Below are 18632 nucleotides of genomic sequence, written 5' to 3'. Positions count from 1 at the left end.
GCCTCCTCGTTCGGTGTGGGGCGGGCGGGGACCGCCCCACCAGCAGGCACATGAGAAAAGGCCAGACCCGAAGGGTCTGGCCTTTTCACATCTCGTCGGGGTAGCGGGATTCGAACCCACGACCTCCTCGTCCCGAACGAGGCGCGCTACCAAGCTGCGCCACACCCCGAGGTGTCGCTCGGCCCAGGGGCCGAGTGGAGCAACCTGACAAGGATAGCGGATCTTTGGACCCGCTCGCACCACCAGGCCCCGTGAGCCCTCGTCAGGCCGTGAGCGTCAGGACGACGGCCTCGGGACGGCAGTCGAAGCGGACCGGTGCGTAGATCGACGTCCCGAGACCGGCGGAGATCTCGAGGTGGGCGGTCTTGCGCGCGTGGCTCCAGGTGCTGAGCCCGCTGACCTTGCCACGAGGCACGTCACAGTTGGTGACGAGCGCGCCGTAGCCGGGCACCCGGACCTGGCCGCCGTGCGTGTGCCCTCCGAAGATGACGTCGGCCCCGTTGTTGACGAACGAGTTGAGGACGCGCTGGTAGGGCGCGTGGGTGACTCCGATGCTGATGGGGTCAGGTCCTCGTCGGTCGTCGTGCCAGCGCACGTTCTCGCGCAGGTCGTCGAGCGCCCCGGGGAGGCGGTCGAGACGATCCCAGCCACGGTGTGCGTCGTTGACGCCGAACAGCTCGAGGCGGGATCCCCTGATCTCGATCGCTCGGGCGGCGTTGTTGAGGTCGAGCCACCCGAGGTCGGCGAAGAACGACTCCATCCGGCCGATGTCGAGGGGCGTGGGGGTCCGGGTGACGCCGCTGGGGCCGCCGAAGTAGGCGAACGGGTTCTTGGGGACCGGCCCGTAGTAGTCGTTCGAGCCGTTGACGAAGACACCGGCCACCCCGCGGAACGGCTCGAGGGTGTGCTCCAGGGCTGCGTGGGCGTCGACGTGCCCGATGTTGTCACCCGTGTTGACGACCAGGTCCGGTTCGTAGACGGCCAGCCCACGCACCCATTCCTGCTTCTCGGTCTGCCACGGGGCCAGGTGCAGATCGCTCAGGTGCAGGATCGTCAGCGGACGGGAGCCGGCCTCGAGGACGTTCAGCACCTCGTGTCGGACGGTGAAGCGGTTGCGCTCGACGAGGCTGCCCCAGGCGAGGGCACCCAGGCCGACGGCCGCGCCCGCCAGTGCGGTCGCGGCCGTCGCCCTGCCGAGGGGGAGGGGCGTCACTTGCAGCCACCCGGATCGGCGCCCTGCGGGTTGCCGTACAGGGTCAGCCCGATGCCGGAGTCCTTCGCGACGGAGGTCCCCGCGGCGGGGTCCGTCGCCGCCACGCGACACTGGTTCTTCCCGTCGCCTGCGGCGAACCCGGTCACGGCGACCTTGTCGGCCGAGAAGCCAGCCGCGGCGATCGCCGTCTTGGAGTTGGCGATGCTCTGCCCCCGCACGTCGGGGATCGCGGCGGCGCCGGACCCGTCGCTCGTGAAGACCGTCACCGTGGCTCCCTTGGACAGCACCGTCCCGGGGACCGGGTCGCTCGCCACCACCTGGCCGGCAGGCAACGCGGACGGCTGCGTGCCGCCGTCGGCGTAGACGAGGTTGAGTCCCTTCAGCATGGTCTGTGCCGCGCTCACGCTGCTGCCGGACAGCTCGGGGACCGAGACGCCGGAGCCGCGCACGAGCCGCGAATTGGCCTCGGGGAAGTCGGTGCCCGGGTACTTCGTGTTGTTCACCGTCTGCACGGCCTTGAAGAGCTGCGCTCGGGTGGCGGCGTAGTTGCCTCCCTTGATCGGCGAGCCGATGGACCGCAGGTTGACCTTGGGGCCGGTCCAGTTGCCCTGCCAGATCGCGGTCGCGAGCTTCGTCGTCGCGCCGATGATCCAGATGGACTCCTTCTTGTCGGTCGTCCCCGTCTTGCCGATCTCCTCGAAGCCGTCGCCGGGGAGCGCTCCGCGACCGGTGCCGTTCGACCACAGGCCGGACATGGCCTTCGCGGCGGCCGCGGCCACCGCGGGCTCGACAGCCTGCGAGCATTCCTGGGCCTGCCCGCCGAGGGCCACGCCGTCGTCGTTGACGATGTTGTCGACCACGATCGGCGCGCAGTACTTGCCGCCAGCCGCGATGGCCGCGTAGGCCGTGGCCATCGTCAGCGGGGCGATCTCGTCGGCCGTGCCGAGGATGGAGGACGAGAAGTTGCTGATCTCGCCGCCGTCGGCGCGGTGGACGCCCAGTCGCTGTGCCACGTCGCGGATGTCGTTGAGGTCGAGCTTGGACGCCATCGCCGCGTAGGCGGTGTTGACGGACTGTGCCGTCGCGGTCGTGACCGCCATCTGGCCGGGCCTCGATCCATCGTCGTTCTTGGGGGCCCAGCCGCCCTGTCGCTCGCCGCCCGCCTTCAGGTAGAAGGTGCGTGGCGTTGCGTCGACGGACTCGGTGATGCCGTGGCCCTGCTCGATCCAGTCGATCAGGGTGAAGGGCTTGAAGGTCGAGCCGGGCTGGAAGCCGGTCGACCCGCCGTAGTCCCGATCCGTGCTGAAGTTGACCGAGGTCTGCGTGCGGTCGCCGGTGTCGAGCTCGGAGAAGGTCGTGTTCTGCGTCATCACGATGATGCGGCCCGTCCCGGCCTCGACCGAGTTGACCACGCTGCCCAGCCGGACCCTGGTCTCGCTGGCGGGGGCCCACTGGTCGAGCTGGCCCTTGGCGTTCGCCGTCAGGTCGAGGTCGAGCGTCGTGTAGACGTTCAGCCCGCCCGTGTTCCAGTTCGCGAGCCGCTCCTCCTCGGTGGAGCCGAGGACGGCGAGGTTCTTGATGTTCTTCTTGACGTAGTCGCAGAAGTACTGGGCGCCGGGTGCCGTGACCGCGGCGCATCCCTGCGTCGGAGCCGTGAGCACGACGTAGCTCGCGATGTCCGACGCGAGCGACGCCTCCTCCGTGGGCTTGTCGATGAAGCCCTCGGCGTACATCGACTTGAGGATGACGTCACGACGCGCCTTGTTGCCCTCGTACTTCTCCGGGCTCGACAGGTTGCGCGTGTCCGGGTACTGGACGATCGCGATGAGGCTCGCCGCCTCTTGCGTGTTCAGGTCGCTCGCGTTCTTGTTGAAGTAGTGCTGGGAGGCGGCCTGGACGCCGTAGGTCTGGTCGCCGAAGTAGGCGATGTTGAGGTACGCGAGGAGGATCTCGTCTTTCGTGTACTTCTTCTCGAGCCCGATCGCGAACTTCATCTCCTCGAGCTTGCGGTCGATGGTGGTCTTGATCGCGTCCTTGTAGGCCGCCTCTTTCTCGTCCGGGTCGGCGATGAGCTGGGACTGCGCGATCCGGATGTTGCGGACCAGCTGCATCGTCAGCGTCGAGCCGCCGCCGCTCGCCCCGAGCTCTCCGCCGCCCAGCGAGCCGACGCCGGCGCGGACGAGAGAGGTGACGTCGACGCCGCCGTGCTCGTAGAAGCGACGGTCCTCGCCGGCGACGACCGCGTCCTTGAGGGACTGCGAGACCTGGTCCCACTTGAGCTCGACGCGGTTCTCGCTGTAGAGCGTCGCGAAGGGGACGGCCTGCCCGCCCTGGTTGGCGTACAGCGTGTTGCGCTGCTGCAGCTTGCCGATCTCGATGTACTCGGGGATCGACTCGAAGACCCCGATCGTGCTCGAGGCCGTCATGCCGGCGACCGCGATGGCAGGGGTCACCCCGATGGTCACGAGGAGGCCGGCCAGGACGCTGAAGCCGACGAACCCGAAGAGCGCCCCGATGACGGACGTGGGCTTCGATTTTTGGGCAGACATAAGATCAGGGTAAGTGACACCGCTGACATCCGAGCTGACAGGAACCACAAATGGTCCTTTGGGAGTACATGACCACGCCGCTCATGGTGCACAACAGCACCGCGATCCTGAACAACTGGGGGAGCGACGGCTGGGAACTGGTCCAGGTGACCCAGGGCCCCGAGGGCGGCCCCGTCGCCTGGCTGAAGCGCCAGAAGCAGGAGGCGTAGTGGCCCGCGTCGACGACCGCCTCGCGGAGCTGGGCCTGGTCCTCCCCACGGTGGCGGCCCCCGCGGGCGTCTACGTGCCGGCCGTCAGGGTCGGGACGTCGGTGTACACGGCGGGGCAGCTGCCCTTCGTCGACGGCGCGCTGCCCGTGGTCGGCAAGGTGGGCGACGGTCCGGGGCTCGTCGCCCCCGCGCTCGCCCGTGAGCTCGCCGCGACCTGCGTCCTCAACGCACTCGCCGCCGCCGCCTCCGTGCTCGGCTCGCTGGACGACGTGGTGCGGGTCGTGAAGGTCACCGGGTTCGTCTCGTCCGACCCGGCGTTCACCGGGCAGCCGGGCGTGCTCAACGGGGCGTCCGAGCTGCTGGGCGAGATCTTCGGCGAGGTCGGCGTCCACGCGCGGAGCGCCGTCGGCGTCGCCGTCCTGCCCCTCGACTCCCCGGTCGAGGTGGAGCTCCTGCTCGAGGTCGTGCCGACCGCCTGATCGACGGTGGACCCGAGGCCCCGGGACGAGCGCCGGGTCGGCGTCGCGTCTCGGGGCCTCGTCCGTCAGCGCATCTCCGCCGAGATCACCGTCATGACGGCCGAGTCGGCCAGGGTGGTCGTGTCGCCGATCTCACGTCCCTCGGCGACGTCGCGGAGGAGGCGGCGCATGATCTTGCCGGAGCGCGTCTTGGGCAGCTCGTCCACGAGCACGATCGAGCGGGGCCGGGCGATCGCGCCGATCTGCTGCGCGACGTGCGCCTTCAGGGCGACCGCCGCCTCCTCGGGGGTGAGGCTCTTCTTCTTCTTGTTGCGCAGCACGACGAAGGCCACGACGGCCTGGCCGGTGGTCTCGTCCGCCGCGCCCACGACGGCCGACTCGGCGACGATGGGGTGCGAGACGAGCGCAGACTCGATCTCCGCCGTCGAGAGCCTGTGGCCGGACACGTTCATGACGTCGTCCACGCGGCCGAGCAGCCAGATGTCGCCGTCCTCGTCGCGGCGTGCGCCGTCGCCGGCGAAGTAGCGGTCGCCGAAGCGGCTCCAGTACGTCTCCGCGTAGCGCTCAGGGTCGCCCCAGATGCCCCGGAGCATCGACGGCCAGGGCTCGTCGACGACGAGCAGACCGCTCTCCCCGTCGGCCACCGAGGTGCCGTGGTCGTCGACGACGTCCACCGTGATCCCCGGCAGCGGGGTCTGCGCCGCACCCGGCTTGGTCGACGTGAGCCCGGGCAGAGGGGAGATCATGATCGCCCCCGTCTCCGTCTGCCACCAGGTGTCGACGATCGGCGTCCTGCCCGCGCCGATGACCTCCCGGTACCAGAGCCACGCCTCCGGGTTGATCGGCTCGCCCACCGACCCGAGCAGGCGCAGGGACGACAGGTCGCGTGCCTGGGGGATCTCGCGGCCGGCCTTCATGAAGCCGCGGATCGCGGTGGGGGCCGTGTAGAAGAGCGAGACGCCGTACTTCTCGACGACGTCCCACCACCGGCCCGGCGCGGGGGAGTCGGGAGTGCCCTCGTAGAGCACCTGGGTGGCGCCGTTCGCGAGCGGCCCGTAGACGACGTAGCTGTGGCCCGTGATCCAGCCCACGTCCGCGGTGCACCACCACACGTCGGTCTCAGGACGGAGGTCGAAGACCGTCGCGTGGGTGGTCGCGACCTGCGTCAGGTAGCCGCCGGAGGTGTGGAGGATGCCCTTGGGCTTGCCGGTGGTCCCGCTCGTGTACAGGATGAACAGGGGGTGCTCCGCCTCGAACGACTCGGGCTCGTGCTGGTCGGAGACGCCCTCCAGCGCCTCGTGCCACCACCGGTCGCGACCGTCGACCCACCCGACGTCGTTCCCGCCGCGGCGGACGACGAGCACGTCGCGGACGCTGGACTCGCCCCCGACGGCGAGCGCGGCGTCGACGGCGGGCTTGAGGGGGGCCACGGAGCCCTTCCGCCACCCGCCGTCTGCGGTGATGACGAGCACTGCCTGCGCGTCGTCGATGCGGGCGCGGAGGCTCTCGGCGCTGAAGCCGCCGAAGACCACGCTGTGGACGGCGCCGAGCCGGGCCACGGCGAGCATGGCGACCACCGCCTCCGGGACCTGGGGCAGGTAGATGACGACGCGGTCGCCGGCCACGACGCCCATCGAGGCGAGGACGTTCGCGGCCCTGCTCACCTCGGAGGTGAGCTCGGCGTAGGTGACCGACCTGCTGTCGCCCGGCTCGCCCTCCCAGTGGAGCGCGACGCGGTCGCCGTGCCCGGCCTCGACGTGCCGGTCGAGGCAGTTGTACGCGACGTTGAGGCGACCGTCGGCGAACCAGCGGGCCACGGGCGCTGCCGACCAGTCGAGGGTCTCCGTCGGCTCGACGTCCCAGGACAGCCGCCGACGCGCCTGGTCGCCCCAGAAGAGGAGCCGGTCGGCGGCGGCCGACTCGACGAGCTCGGGTCCGGCCACGGCCCGCGCGGCGAACTCGGGCGACGGGGGGAAGGCAGCGTCGGAGGGGGACTGCACCGCCTCCTCGTCCGTGGCGGAGCTGGTGGGGGTGTCCTGGCGGTCGACCATCGTCGTCCTCTCGCGTCGTTGCGGATGCGGGCGCCTCGCGCCCCGAGCGAGACTACTCCGGGCCGCGTCGCCGCTCGGGCGAGGGGCCTGGCCGGAGAGCGAAGCGCGCGGACCGGACACGGTCGCGACGCTGGCACCCGTCCGCCTTCGTGGGGTACAGTGAGCTCGTCCGGATTCAACCCCGGTGTGCAGCGCGAGCGATTCCCCCCGATCCAGCGCTGCCGTGGCGGCACCAGTTCCCCCCAACTGGTGCCGCCCCTCTTTTTTCCCCGTGGATCGTCCGACGATCACCCGGGTGATTCCTCCCCAGAGCGTCCCGCCTGACCTTCCTCCCCAGGATGCACAGCCCTGTCTGTCTCGGTCGTGCCGGGGCAGCTAGCGTCCGGACATGACCGGAGCGCCTCCCGCCCCCACCCCGGGCCTCACCCCCGACCACCCGTTCGTCGCCCTCGCCTCGGAGCCCGGGCGCTTCGTCGCGGCGGCCCCGCCGGGTGCCGCCGCGAGATGGGGTACACAGGTCGTGAACGGGGTACACGGCCCTCGGGTCGACAGGTCGTGGCTGGGAGCGCTCGCTCCCCTCCTGGACGACCCCGACGTGACCGACGTCTTCGTCACGGGCGGGGCGGGGACGTGGGTGGACCGAGGAGGAGGCGCACGCCCCGAGCCGCGGGTCCACCTCTCCGAGGCGGCCGTGCGCGACCTCGCCGTGAGGCTCGTCGCACGGGGCGGACGTCACGTGGACGAAGCGAGCCCGTGCGTCGACGTACGGCTCCCGGGCGGCGTGCGCGTGCACGTCGTCCTGCCGCCGATCTCGACGTCGGGCACGGCGCTGTCCATCCGCTTCCCCCGGGTCGTGCCCCCGACGCTCGACGACCTGAGCCGGGCCGGCTTCTTCGCCGACGCCGACGAGGGCGTCGTCCGGTCGTGCGTGGACCGACGAGCCAACGTGCTCGTCACGGGCGCGGGAGGCACCGGCAAGACCACGTTCCTGGCGGCCATGCTGGCGGCGGCGTCGCCGGGCGACCGCATCGTCACCGTCGAGGACGTGGCCGAGCTCCGGGTCGTCCATCCCCACGTGGTCTCGCTCGAGGCCCGCCAGCCGAACCTCGAGGGGGTGGGCGGCGTCGACCTCGCACGGCTGCTGCGGGAAGCGCTCCGCATGCGTCCAGACCGCCTCGTCGTGGGGGAGGTCCGTGGAGTCGAGGTCCGCGACCTCCTGTCGGCGCTGAACACCGGACACGACGGCGGGGCAGGGACCCTGCACGCGAACGGCCTCGCGGACGTCCCTGCCCGTCTCGAGGCGCTCGGGGCGGTCGCCGGCCTCGCGCCGGCGGCCCTGGCCCGCCAGGCCGTCAGCGCTCTCGACGCCGTCTTCCACCTCGACCGGGCAGGCGGACGGAGGCGGCTGGCCGTCATCGGCAGCCTCGGCACGTCGGCGTCCGGCGAGCTCACGGCCCGGGAGGGCCTCGTCGGCGCCGACCCCGGCGGCCGACGGGGCCGGTGACCGGGCGGGGCCGTCGGCGACCTCCGCCCACCCCCGCGGCGACCGTCGTCGATCGACTCGCCGTCCTCCTCTCGGCCGGCGTCACGCCTGCGTCCGCCTGGAGGCACGTGGGCGAGGCCGAGCCTGACGGGCCCGTCCGTGCCGTCGCGTCCCACGTCGGCCGTTGCGCGGACGAGGGCATCCCCGTGTCGGCGTCCCTGCGGCAGGCCCTCGAGCACCTGCCGTTCGGCACGGCCCGGGACGGGGACCGGCACGCGGTCGAGTGGGCCCAGGTCGCCTGCGCCTGGCATGTGGCGGAGCGGAGCGGGGCTCCGCTCGCCGAGTGCCTGGGCAGCTTCGTGGCCGCCCTCCGCCAGGCCGACGCCGCTCGACGCGAGGTGGAGGTGGCGCTGAGCGGCCCGCGCTCGACCGGGCGGATCGTGCTCGCCCTCCCCCCGGTGGGTCTCCTCTTCTCCCTGGGGCTCGGCTTCGACACCGCCTCGGTGCTCTTCGGCAGCCCGGTGGGGTGGGGGTGTCTCGTGACGGGAGGAGCGCTCGTGCTCGCCGCCCGTACCTGGAACGGTCGGCTGGTCCGCTCGGCCGTCCCGAGCGCCTCCGTGCCGGGCCTCCGCCTCGAGCTCCTCGCCGTGGCCGTCTCCGGGGGCGGGTCCTGGCAGGGCGGCCTCGACCTCGTCGACGAGGCCTGTCGGGACAGCCCGGCAGCCGGCATCGAGGACGACGGGGGCGGAGAGACGGTCCTGGAGCTCTCGCGGCGGGCGGGAGCCCCGGCGGGCGCGCTGCTGCGCGCGGCGGCCGCGGAGCGCCGTCTCGACGCGACGACGGCGGCGCGCTCAGCGGCGTCCAGGCTGGGATCGACCCTGATGCTGCCCCTGGGTGTCTGCGTGCTGCCGGCGTTCCTCGTGGTGGGGGTCGTCCCGCTCGTCGTCGCGCTCCTCTCCTCCACAGCCGAGGTCCTCTGACCGTCCGTGCCCAGGAGGCGCGACGTGGTCGGCGGCAGTGCGCCCCGTCGTCGGAGACTCGCTCCCGACCACGACACGTGGTCGCCACCGACGAGAGAGAGCAGCACATGAGCACGAGCCCCACGACCACGACCGCAGCCGCCGACCGTACTTTCCCGCCCGTCCCCGTCCCCGTCACCGCTGCCGGGCGGGCCGACCGCGCCTCCCGGACCAGGAGGCGGTGGCTGTCGGAGGACGGGGCCGCCACGGCGGAGTACGCGATCGTGATCATGGCCGCCGTGGGCTTCGCGGGGCTCCTGGTCGTGATCATGAGGTCGGACGAGGTGCGCGGGGTCCTGAGCGACCTCGTGCGCTCGGCCTTGTCGGTCGGCTGAGACACGATGAGCAGGCTCCTCCGCGACACCGGGAGCGTCACGGCCGAGTTCGCGGTCGTCCTGCCCGCCGTCCTCGCGGTCGTCGCGCTGGCCGTCGGGGCGGTCGGGGCCTCAGCGCAGTCCGTCCGGCTGGCCGACGCCGCCGCGGTGGCCGCCCGGCAGACGGCGAGGGGAGACGTCGACTCCGTCCCGGCGACGCTGGCGGCGCTGGCGCCGGGTGCCGAGAGCAGCGCGTCGACCGAGGGCACGATCGTCTGCCTCACGGTGGCGAGGGCAGTCTCCCTCGGGCCCCTCTCCGGCGTCGTCACCCTGCGGGCCCGCAGCTGCGCGCCGGCGGCCGGCGGATGAGCGGGAGAGAAGAGACGAGGGGGAGAGAGGGGACGGCCGTAGCGGGCCGGACCGATCACGGCGACGCGGGCAGCGCCTCCGTCTTCTCGGTCTCGGCCGTCGTCGGGGTCGCGGTCCTGGCCGCGGCGGCCCTCGCGGGGACGCAGGCGCTCGCCGAGCGCAGCAGGGTGGCGGGCGCCGCGGACGCCTCCGCCCTGGCCGCCGCGGACGCCGCCGCCGGGCTGGTCACGGGTGGCGGCGGGCCGTGCTCCCTGGCAGCGTCGCTGGCTCGGGCGAACACGGTCGAGCTCTCCTCCTGCGACGTCGACGGGCTCGTCGTGACGGTCGTCGTGACGGGGTCGGCGCCCCTGCTCGGGGTCGCCGTGCGCGCCTCGGCGACGGCAGGACCGCCGCCCTCCGCAGCGCGCCGGACGGGCCCCGGGCCGTGAGCCGGTGCGCCGGAGGGTGTGTGTATGGTGTGCCTGTCGGCAGCGCACGATCCGTCGGTCCCGTGTCAGGGACGGCGGGAGGACCGCCCGCCTCCGACCACCTGACCGGTCCTCGAGACCGGGTCCAGACGTTCCCCGAAGCAAGGAGTCCCGTGCCAGGCACGAAGAAACTGGTCATCGTCGAGTCGCCCGCGAAGGCCAAGACGATCGGGCAGTACCTCGGCAGCGGCTACGAGGTGCTCGCCTCCGTCGGGCACATCCGTGACCTCGTCGAGCCCAAGAACCTGCCCCCGGAGCTCAAGAAGGGGTCGCTCGGCAAGTTCAGCGTCGACGTCGACAACGGCTTCGAGCCCTACTACGTCGTCTCCGACGCGAAGAAGAAGACGGTCTCCGAGCTCAAGCGTGCGCTCAAGGGCGCGGACGAGCTCTACCTCGCGACTGATGAGGACCGCGAGGGCGAGGCCATCGCGTGGCACCTGCTGCAGGAGCTGAAGCCCAAGGTCCCCGTCAAGAGGATGGTCTTCCACGAGATCACGAAGGACGCGATCCAGAAGGCCCAGGAGAACACCCGCGAGCTCGACACGGCTCTCGTGGACGCCCAGGAGACCCGACGCATCCTCGACCGCCTCTACGGCTACGAGGTCTCGCCGGTCCTCTGGCGCAAGGTGGGTCCGGGCCTCTCGGCCGGTCGCGTGCAGTCGGCGGCCACCCGCCTCGTCGTCGACCGCGAGCGCGAGCGGCTCGCGTTCGTCTCCGCCTCCTACTGGGACCTCACCGCCACCTTCGAGCCTGCCGCCGACGCGGTGCCCTTCTCCTCCCGCCTCGTGCGGGTCGACGGCACGAGGGTCGCGAGCGGTCGGGACTTCGACGACCGCGGCCAGCCCAAGGGGCAGGCCGTCGCGCTCGACGAGGCCTCGGCCGGGGCTCTCTCCCGTGCGCTGCAGGCGTCGGGCGTCGACATCGTCGTCTCGTCGGTCGAGTCGAAGCCCTACACGCGCCGTCCCGCCGCCCCGTTCACGACGTCGACCCTGCAGCAGGAGGCCGCCCGCAAGCTGCGCTTCTCCGCCCGCCAGACGATGAGCGTCGCCCAGTCGTTGTACGAGAACGGGCACATCACCTACATGCGCACCGACTCGCCCTCGCTCTCGCAGCAGGCGACGAACGCCGCCCGGACCCAGGCCGCCTCCCTGTACGGTGCCGACACGGTGCCCGAGAAGCCCCGCGTCTACACGGGCAAGAGCAAGAACGCCCAGGAGGCGCACGAGGCGATCCGCCCCTCCGGCGACACGTTCCGCACGCCGAGCGACATGCAGTCGACCCTGAGGGGCAACGACTGGAAGCTCTACGACCTCATCTGGAAGCGCACCGTCGCCTCGCAGATGGCCGACGCCAAGGGCTCGACGGCCTCCGTCGTCGTGACGGCGACGACGCAGACCGCCGTCGCGGGCGTGTCCGCCGAGGGCGCCGCCCGCACGGCGGCCGAGTTCGTCGCCACCGGCACCGTCATCACCTTCCGCGGCTTCCTGAACGCGTACGAGGAGGGTCGTGACGAAGACCGGCACGGCGCGGCCGACAGCGCCGAGGCCAAGCTCCCGCCGCTGACGGAGGGCCAGCAGCTCACCCTCGACGAGATCGAGGCGAAGGGGCACGACACGAGCGCGCCGCCGCGCTACACCGAGGCGAGCCTCGTCAAGACCCTGGAAGAGCTGGGGATCGGGCGCCCGTCGACGTACGCCGCCATCATGTCGACCATCGTCGACCGCGGCTACGTGACGCCCCGGGGCACGGCCCTCGTGCCGAACTGGATCGCGTTCTCCGTCGTCCGGCTGCTCGAGGAGTACTTCGGCGACCTGGTCCAGTACGACTTCACGGCCAGCATGGAGGACGACCTCGACCTCATCGCCGGCGGCGACGCCGACCGGGTCGACTGGCTCAACGGCTTCTACTTCGGCAACGACACGCACCGCGGGCTCCGCAAGGTGATCGACAACCTGGGCGAGATCGACGCGAGGGACATCAACTCCATCCCGCTCGGCGAGGGGCTCACCCTGCGCATCGGCCGCTACGGCCCCTACCTCGAGGCTCCGGGCGACGACCCCGAGACCCCCCGCCGGGTCAACGTCCCCGAGGACATGGCGCCGGACGAGCTGACGCCGGCCCGCGCCCGCGAGCTCATCGACGCTCCCGTCATCGGCGACCGCGTCGTCGGGGTCAACCCCGAGTCCGGCAAGGAGGTGCTCGCCAAGGACGGCCGTTTCGGTCCGTACGTGACGGAGCGCACCCCGGAGGAGATCGCTGCGGACCCCGCCACCGGCGAGGTCGTCGAGGCGGGGACCGCCGCCGCCACCGCAACGCCTACCGCCACGGACGGCGCCGCGACCAAGAAGGCGCCGGCGAAGAAGGCCGCGCCCAAGGAGCGGACGGCGTCGCTGTTCAAGAGCATGAGCGTCGACACCATCGACCTCGAGACCGCTCTCGCGCTGCTCGACCTGCCGCGGACGGTCGGCGTCGACCCCGAGACGGGCGACGAGATCCAGGCGCAGAACGGCCGCTACGGCCCGTACCTCAAGAAGGGCACGGACACCCGGTCGCTCACCAGCGAGGACCAGATCTTCGAGATCGACCTGCCCGGCGCCCTCGAGCTCTACGCCCAGCCCAAGTACGGGGCGAAGCGCGCCAGCAGCGCCCTCGCCGAGTTCGAGGCCGACCCGGTCAGCGGCAAGCCGATCAAGATCAAGGACGGCCGTTTCGGGGCCTACGTGACGGACGGCGAGACGAACGCCACCATCCCCCGAGGGGAGACCGTCGAGGAGGTCGACTTCGAGCGCGCGATCCAGCTGCTCGCCGACAAGCGCGCCAAGGGCCCGGCCAAGAAGCCGGCCGCGAAGAAGCCCGCTGCCAAGAAGCCGGCTGCCAAGAAGCCGGCTGCCGCGAAGCCGGCTGCCAAGAAGCCTGCGGTCGCGAAGAAGCCCGCTGCCGCGAAGCCGGCTGCTGCCGGGGCCGCTGCCGCGAAGCCGGCTGCCGTCAAGAAGCCGGCTGCCGCGAGGAAGCCCGCCGCCGCGAAGGCCACTGCCACGGCGGCGGCCACGGACGGCGACGCGCCGGAGGCCTCGTAGTGGCCGGTCTGTTCATCACCCTCGAGGGCGGCGACGGATCGGGCAAGACCACGCAGGCGGCCCTGCTCGAGGAGTGGCTCGGCGAGCAGGGGCGCAGCGTCGTGCGCACCCGGGAGCCGGGCGGCACCGACCTGGGCCTCGAGCTGCGGCAGATCGTGCTGCACCGCAGGGGGCACATCGCTCCGCGCGCCGAGGCGCTGCTCTACGCCGCGGACCGCGCACACCACGTGGAGACGCTCGTGCGTCCGGCCCTCGACCGCGGCGAGGTCGTCCTGCAGGACAGGTACGTCGACTCGTCCGTCGCCTACCAGGGCGCCGGCCGGGTCCTCGGCGGCGACGAGGTCCGCGAGCTGTCGACCTGGGCGACCGGCGGGCTGACGCCCGACCTGACCGTGCTGCTCGACCTCGACCCCCGGGTCGGCCGTTCGCGACTCGACGCAGCCGAGAAGTCGTACGACCGGCTCGAGTCCGAGGCCGAGGCGTTCCACGGCCGTGTCCGGGACGCCTACCTCGAGATCGCCCGCGCCGAGCCCGCGAGGTTCGTCGTGGTCGACGCCACGCTGCCCGTCGCCGACGTCGCGGCGACGGTGCGGGCCAGGGTCGCCGACCTCCTGACCGCGCCGTGAGCGGCGAGCGATGAGCAGCTGGGACGGCCTCACCGGTCAGGCCGACGCCGTCGAGCTGCTGAAGGCGGCGGCGTCGGCCGACCCGTCCCGCTCGGCGATGACGCACTCGTGGCTGATCACCGGCCCGCCCGGTTCCGGCCGTTCCAACCTCGCCTACGCCTTCGCGACCGCGTTGCTGTCCCGGGGCCACGACGACGAGGCGACGAGCCGCCAGGTCGACGCCCGGTCGCACCCCGACCTGGCCGTGCTCAGCACGGAGCGGATCATCATCACCATCGACGAGGTGCGGTCGCTGGTCGCGTCGTCCCAGTTCTCTCCCTCGGTCGGCCGCTACCGCGTCGTCGTCATCGAGGACGCCGACCGGATGACCGAGCGCACCAGCAACCTGCTGCTGAAGGCCCTCGAGGAGCCGCCGCCCCGCACGGTGTGGATCCTCTGCGCCCCGAGCGAGGCCGACCTCATCCCCACGATCCGGTCCCGCGTCCGCAGCATCCGCCTCCGGACGCCGAGCGTGGCCGACGTGGCCGCCCTGCTCGAGCGTCGCGACGGCATCGACCACGAGACGGCCGTCACGGCGGCCCGTGAGGCGCAGAGCCACATCGGCATGGCGCTCCGTCTCGCGACGGACGAGGAGGCGCGCGAGCGCCGGCGACGGACGCTCGAGACCGCTCTGGCCATCCGCAGCGTGTCCGACGCGGTGAACGCGGCGACCACGATGCTCGCCGTCGCCGGGGACGACGCCAAGGCCATCACCGAGCAGCGTGACGCCCAGGAGCGCGCGAGCGCCCTCCGGTCGCTCGGCGTCGAGCCGGGCGGGACCGTGCCCCCTGCACTCCGCAGCCAGCTCCGCGCGCTGGAGGACGACCAGAAGCGCCGGGCGACCCGGAGCCTCCGCGACGGCATCGACCGCATCCTCGTCGACCTGCTCTCGCTGTACCGCGACGTCCTCCTGCTGCACCTCGGAGTCGCGGAGGAGCCCATCAACCAGGCGGTCGGTGGCCGGCTCGACGAGGCGACCGCGGCCTCGACGCCGGCGAGCACGCTCGCGGTCATGGACGCGATCGCCGTCGCACGTCGACGGATCGAGTCGAACGTGGCCCCGGCGCTGGCGCTCGAGGCCATGCTGGTGGCCGTCAGCCGACACGCGGTCAGGTGAGGCAAGATGGCGGCATGACCGACCCGACTGCCGCCCCGGGCCTGCGTGAGCGCAAGCGCCTGGCCACCCGACGGGCCATCCAGCTCTCCGTCCTCGACCTGATCGGCGAGGAGGGACTCGAGGCCGTCACCGTCGACATGATCAGCCGCCGCGCCGACGTGTCGCCCCGCACGTTCTTCAACTACTTCACGTCGAAGGAGGAGGCGGTCGTCGGCGACCTGCCCGACCTGCCCGAGGGGGAGTCCCTCGACCGGTTCCTGGGGGCGCACGACGAGCCGATCATCGACGGCCTCATCCGCCTCCTCGACGAGGCCGTCGTGACCGCGACCTTCGACCGCGACCTGGTGCAGCGCCGGCGGATGGTGCTGCGCAGCCACCCCGACCTGCTCGCCCGCCGGATCGCCTCCACCCGCGTGCTCGAGGAGCGCCTCACCGGCATCGTCGCGCGCCGGCTGGCCACGGCTCCCGGCCGTGCGGACGACGCCACGGAGGAGTCCGACCTGAGCAGCGCCCACCTGCTCACGCTCGTGGCGATCGCCGCGCTCCGGCACGCCTGGGGCGAGTGGATCGACGACGACGACGCCGACCACGCGACCGACCACCGCTACGGCCTGCGGGCACGCATGGAGGGGTCGTTCGCCGAGCTCGGCCGCGTCGTGACGCGACAGGTCTGAGAATCCGCTACAGTTGGTGATCGTGCCGCGAGGCACGGGTTCTCGATCTGATCGAGATCCGCCGCTTTAGCTCAGTCGGCAGAGCGTCTCACTCGTAATGAGAAGGTCTGGGGTTCGATTCCCCAAAGCGGCTCCCACGAAGGCCCGGTCCGTCAGGATCGGGCCTTCTGCCGTCCTCAGCGTCCCCGGAGGCCCCTCCTCCGCAGCCCCGCCGACCAGCCTGACTGGTAGACAGGTCGCATGAGCATCCGATGGGGAATCCTCGGCGCCGGCGGCATCGCCGACACCTTCGTGAACGACCTGGCCGCCGCAGGCATCGCCGTCGCGGCCGTCGGGTCGCGTGACGCCGACAAGGCCAAGCGCTTCGCGGAAGACCACGGCATCACGACCGCGCACGGCAGCTACGACGACCTCGTGGCCGATCCTGAGGTCGACGCGGTGTACGTCGCGACGCCGCACGTGTTCCACGAACAGAACGCCCTCCTCGCCATCCGGGCGGGCAAGCACGTCCTCGTCGAGAAGCCCTTCACCGTCAGCGCCGACGAGGCGGGGCGCGTGCTGGCCGCCGCTCGTGAGGCCGGCGTCGTGGCCCTCGAGGCGATGTGGACCCGGTACCTGCCGCAGCAGGCGCGCCTCCGTGAGGTCGTCCGCAGCGGCGTGATCGGCGAGCCGCGCCTCCTCACGGCATCCCACATGCAGTCGCTGCCGACCGACCCGCAGCACCGCCTCAACGACCCGGCCCTCGGCGGCGGCGCCCTGCTCGACCTCGGGGTCTACCCGGTCTCGTTCGCCCACGACCTGCTCGGGCCGGTCGAGGCCGTCGCGGCCACGGCCGTGCTCAGCGACCAGGGCGTCGACAGACGCACCGGGATCACGCTGCGCCACGCGAACGGAGCGACGTCGAACCTGTTCTGCGCGCTCGACACCGCGGGCCGCAACGACGCCGTCCTGCACGGCAGCGCGGGCCGCATCGAGATCGACCACACCTTCTACGCGCCCGGCGGGTTCACCGTCCTCGACGCCGACGGCGAGGTCGTCGAGCGGTTCGACTCGGACGAGGGCGACCTCCGCGGGATGCAGCACCAGGCGCTCGAGCTGGCCCGCCTGGCCGAGGCCGGCGAGCTCGAGAGCCCGGCGCTCACCTCCGACGGGATCGTCGCCGTGATGGCCACCATGGACGAGGTCCGCCGCCAGGTCGGCGTGCAGTACCCCGAGCGCTGAGCCGGCCGGCCTGGCGGGCTCGCTGAGCCGGCCCGCGAGGTCCGGAGCCGAGGAGGCGCGGACGCGGCCCCCGGAGGAGGCACGCGTTTCGTAGGATGTCCTCGATGAGCGAGCAGGACGCGACCCCCGACGACCGCCCCTCCGACGACGTCACCCCTGAGGTACGTGCGGAGGCGGCCGAGACGCGGGCCGAGGACACGGACGTGACCGCAGGGGGAGGCCGGACGCGAGACGTGCGCGCGTCGGCCGCGCGCCTCCTGCGGGAGCACCCCCGCACCTCGCTGGTCACCGCCGGCGTCCTCGCGTTCGCCCTGCTCGGCGGCGGTGCGGTCGCCGCCGGCGCCGCGACCGCCCCCGATGCTCCCGTCGCGTCGGGTGCCCTGTCCGGAGCGGACCGCGACGGCAGCAGCGAACCTGCCGACGTCGTCACGGTCACGCCCGACCCCACCGAGGCGCCCGACCCCCAGCGGGTCACGCCTTCGGTCGTGCCCCCCGCGACCAAGCTGCGCACCTGCTCGGTCGCCGCCGCCGCCTCCGACACACGTCTCGCCCAGTTCGAGGGATCGGTCGTCAACGCCGCGACGGGCGAGGTCCTCTTCGACCGGAACGGGTCGACCCCGGCCCGGACCGGCAGCGTGCTCAAGACCCTGACGAGCGCCGTCGCGCTCGCGGTCCTGGGCGGCGACCACCGTCTGACGACCACGGTCACGGGCGACCCGGGCAGCGGGACGATCGCCCTCGTGGGCGGCGGCGACGCGACCCTCAGCGCGACGGGCCGCAGCGTGTACTCCGGCGCGCCGACGCTCAGCGACCTCGCGGGGCAGGTCGCCGCATCCCTCGGCGGTCAGCCGGTCTCGCAGATCACGCTCGACGCCACCTGGTGGAGCCAGGCCGACAAGTGGGACCCGTCGTGGAAGCGCACCGAGCAGACCATCGGGTACCACAGCGAGGTCACCGCGTTGATGGTCGACGGCGACCGGGCCGACCCCTCCGCGGTCACGAGCCCCCGCAGCACCGACCCGGTCGGCCGGGCCGGCGACGCCTTCCGGTCCGCGCTCGTCGCCGCGGGCGTCTCGGGGGCGGCATCGGCGTCGATCTCGCAGGGCACCGCGAGCAGCGGGACGGTGCTGGGCTCGGTGCAGTCGCAGCCGGTCTCGACCCTCATCGGCCAGATGCTGCCGAACTCGGACAACACGCTGGCCGAGATGCTCGCGCGGGCCTCGTCGCGGGAGTCGGGTGCGGACGGGTCCGCCGCCTCCTTGACGGCCCTGTACCGGTCGGCGCTGAGCGGCACCTACGGGCTGGACGCGTCCGTCGTGACGATCGTCGACGGCTCGGGGCTCAGTGAGGACAACGCGGTGCCGTCGACCTTCGTGGCCCGCCTGATGATCCAGGTGCGTGACCGCGCCCACGGTCTCGGGGCCGTCTACGACGCCCTGCCGATCTCGGGCCGGACCGGGACGCTCGCGTCGCGCTTCACCGGCTCGAACGCCGCCGCGCGCGGTGCCGTCCACGCCAAGACCGGCTGGATCGACACGGCGTACACGCTCGCCGGCTCGATCGACTCGGCCGACGGGACGCCGCTGACCTTCGCGTTCTACGCCATCGGCCCGGTGAAGGACAACGCCCGCAGCGCCCTCGACACCCTCACGGCGTCGGTGTGGCGCTGCGGGAACTCGCTCGCGAACAGCTGACCGGGACGGCCCGGCACCGCACCGCACCGCA

The 18632-nt window shown here is 72.4% G+C and carries 16 protein-coding genes and 2 tRNA genes; 14 read left to right on the top strand and 4 right to left on the bottom strand.

The genetic code is table 11. The features are described 5' to 3' along the window. Positions 1–95 precede the first annotated feature (95 nt). The 3 genes from IFT90_RS10675 to IFT90_RS10665 all read right to left on the bottom strand — a co-directional run bounded on the left by IFT90_RS10675 (position 96) and on the right by IFT90_RS10665 (position 3762). A tRNA-Pro gene (locus IFT90_RS10675) sits at positions 96–169 on the bottom strand. 93 nt (positions 170–262) lie between these two features. After that, a complete protein-coding gene (locus tag IFT90_RS10670; protein WP_192042124.1) occupies positions 263–1213 on the bottom strand; it encodes a metallophosphoesterase in 951 nt (316 codons plus the stop codon). Then, positions 1210–3762, bottom strand: a complete 2553-nt coding sequence (locus IFT90_RS10665) for a transglycosylase domain-containing protein (protein ID WP_192042123.1) — start codon at positions 3760–3762, stop codon at positions 1210–1212. The genes IFT90_RS10670 and IFT90_RS10665 overlap by 4 nt, the downstream gene beginning before the upstream one ends. A 50-nt stretch (positions 3763–3812) precedes the next feature. Between IFT90_RS10665 and IFT90_RS10660 the strand changes: the two genes are divergently transcribed. Together IFT90_RS10660 and IFT90_RS10655 are read left to right on the top strand one after the other, a co-directional pair. Further along, positions 3813–3971, top strand: a complete 159-nt coding sequence (locus IFT90_RS10660; protein ID WP_166644750.1) for a hypothetical protein — start codon at positions 3813–3815, stop codon at positions 3969–3971. After that, a complete protein-coding gene (locus IFT90_RS10655) occupies positions 3971–4450 on the top strand; it encodes an Atu1372/SO_1960 family protein (protein WP_192042122.1) in 480 nt (159 codons plus the stop codon). Before IFT90_RS10660 ends, IFT90_RS10655 begins: the two co-directional genes overlap by 1 nt. Before the next feature lie 65 nt (positions 4451–4515). Here the strand turns inward: IFT90_RS10655 and acs are convergent, their stop codons facing one another. Beyond that, positions 4516–6501 (bottom strand): acetate--CoA ligase, encoded by a 1986-nt coding sequence (gene acs / locus IFT90_RS10650; protein WP_192042121.1) that lies wholly within the window; start codon positions 6499–6501, stop codon positions 4516–4518. A 388-nt stretch (positions 6502–6889) separates the two neighbouring features. Here acs and IFT90_RS10645 point away from each other — a divergent pair, with 388 nt between their 5' ends. From IFT90_RS10645 to dacB, 12 genes are all read left to right on the top strand, one after another. Further along, positions 6890–8005 (top strand): TadA family conjugal transfer-associated ATPase, encoded by a 1116-nt coding sequence (locus IFT90_RS10645; RefSeq protein WP_192042120.1) that lies wholly within the window; start codon positions 6890–6892, stop codon positions 8003–8005. Next, a complete protein-coding gene (locus tag IFT90_RS10640; protein WP_192042119.1) occupies positions 8002–8964 on the top strand; it encodes a type II secretion system F family protein in 963 nt (320 codons plus the stop codon). The genes IFT90_RS10645 and IFT90_RS10640 overlap by 4 nt, the downstream gene beginning before the upstream one ends. 107 nt (positions 8965–9071) lie before the next feature. Beyond that, entirely contained in the window at positions 9072–9338 is a 267-nt protein-coding gene (locus IFT90_RS10635; protein WP_192042118.1) for a DUF4244 domain-containing protein, read from the top strand. Positions 9339–9344: 6 nt separating this feature from the next. After that, on the top strand, positions 9345–9686 hold the full coding sequence (locus IFT90_RS10630) for a TadE family type IV pilus minor pilin (protein ID WP_192042117.1): 342 nt from the start codon (positions 9345–9347) through the stop codon (positions 9684–9686). Further along, positions 9683–10114 carry an Rv3654c family TadE-like protein gene (locus IFT90_RS10625; protein ID WP_192042116.1) on the top strand — a complete coding sequence of 144 codons (432 nt, stop codon included), beginning with the start codon at positions 9683–9685 and terminating at the stop codon, positions 10112–10114. Before IFT90_RS10630 ends, IFT90_RS10625 begins: the two co-directional genes overlap by 4 nt. Positions 10115–10266: 152 nt before the next feature. Continuing rightward, positions 10267–13230, top strand: a complete 2964-nt coding sequence (gene topA / locus IFT90_RS10620) for a type I DNA topoisomerase (RefSeq protein ID WP_192042115.1) — start codon at positions 10267–10269, stop codon at positions 13228–13230. Then, positions 13230–13856 carry a dTMP kinase gene (gene tmk, locus IFT90_RS10615; RefSeq protein WP_192042114.1) on the top strand — a complete coding sequence of 209 codons (627 nt, stop codon included), beginning with the start codon at positions 13230–13232 and terminating at the stop codon, positions 13854–13856. The genes topA and tmk overlap by 1 nt, the downstream gene beginning before the upstream one ends. Positions 13857–13866: 10 nt before the next feature. Next, the gene (locus IFT90_RS10610; RefSeq protein ID WP_192042113.1) at positions 13867–15012 is read left to right on the top strand and encodes a DNA polymerase III subunit delta'; all 1146 of its coding nucleotides are present in this window, start codon (positions 13867–13869) and stop codon (positions 15010–15012) included. A 14-nt stretch (positions 15013–15026) separates the two neighbouring features. Continuing rightward, the gene (locus IFT90_RS10605; protein WP_192042112.1) at positions 15027–15686 is read left to right on the top strand and encodes a TetR/AcrR family transcriptional regulator; all 660 of its coding nucleotides are present in this window, start codon (positions 15027–15029) and stop codon (positions 15684–15686) included. A gap of 60 nt (positions 15687–15746) precedes the next feature. Next, positions 15747–15819, top strand: a tRNA-Thr gene (locus IFT90_RS10600). 107 nt (positions 15820–15926) lie between these two features. Next, positions 15927–16907, top strand: a complete 981-nt coding sequence (locus tag IFT90_RS10595) for a Gfo/Idh/MocA family protein (RefSeq protein WP_192042111.1) — start codon at positions 15927–15929, stop codon at positions 16905–16907. A 104-nt stretch (positions 16908–17011) separates the two neighbouring features. After that, positions 17012–18601: a D-alanyl-D-alanine carboxypeptidase/D-alanyl-D-alanine-endopeptidase gene (dacB, locus tag IFT90_RS10590; protein ID WP_192042110.1), complete on the top strand. Its 1590-nt coding sequence runs from the start codon at positions 17012–17014 to the stop codon at positions 18599–18601. The last annotated feature ends 31 nt before the right edge of the window (positions 18602–18632 follow it).

It is taken from the genome of Frigoribacterium sp. CFBP 8766 (assembly GCF_014841435.1).
Taxonomy (GTDB): domain Bacteria; phylum Actinomycetota; class Actinomycetes; order Actinomycetales; family Microbacteriaceae; genus Frigoribacterium.
This window is presented reverse-complemented; position numbering and strand designations above follow the sequence as displayed.

What these genes read in the sequence shown, in the direction of transcription:
- IFT90_RS10645 (WP_192042120.1), top strand. Translation starts at nt 6,890, where the DNA reads ATGACCGGAGCGCCTCCCGCCCCCACCCCGGGCCTCACCCCCGACCAC.
- IFT90_RS10610 (WP_192042113.1), top strand. Translation starts at nt 13,867, where the DNA reads ATGAGCAGCTGGGACGGCCTCACCGGTCAGGCCGACGCCGTCGAGCTG.
- IFT90_RS10605 (WP_192042112.1), top strand. Translation starts at nt 15,027, where the DNA reads ATGACCGACCCGACTGCCGCCCCGGGCCTGCGTGAGCGCAAGCGCCTG.
- dacB (WP_192042110.1), top strand. Translation starts at nt 17,012, where the DNA reads ATGAGCGAGCAGGACGCGACCCCCGACGACCGCCCCTCCGACGACGTC.
- acs (WP_192042121.1), bottom strand. Translation starts at nt 6,501, where the DNA reads ATGGTCGACCGCCAGGACACCCCCACCAGCTCCGCCACGGACGAGGAG.
- IFT90_RS10665 (WP_192042123.1), bottom strand. Translation starts at nt 3,762, where the DNA reads ATGTCTGCCCAAAAATCGAAGCCCACGTCCGTCATCGGGGCGCTCTTC.
- IFT90_RS10660 (WP_166644750.1), top strand. Translation starts at nt 3,813, where the DNA reads ATGGTCCTTTGGGAGTACATGACCACGCCGCTCATGGTGCACAACAGC.
- IFT90_RS10630 (WP_192042117.1), top strand. Translation starts at nt 9,345, where the DNA reads ATGAGCAGGCTCCTCCGCGACACCGGGAGCGTCACGGCCGAGTTCGCG.
- IFT90_RS10635 (WP_192042118.1), top strand. Translation starts at nt 9,072, where the DNA reads ATGAGCACGAGCCCCACGACCACGACCGCAGCCGCCGACCGTACTTTC.
- IFT90_RS10625 (WP_192042116.1), top strand. Translation starts at nt 9,683, where the DNA reads ATGAGCGGGAGAGAAGAGACGAGGGGGAGAGAGGGGACGGCCGTAGCG.
- IFT90_RS10595 (WP_192042111.1), top strand. Translation starts at nt 15,927, where the DNA reads ATGAGCATCCGATGGGGAATCCTCGGCGCCGGCGGCATCGCCGACACC.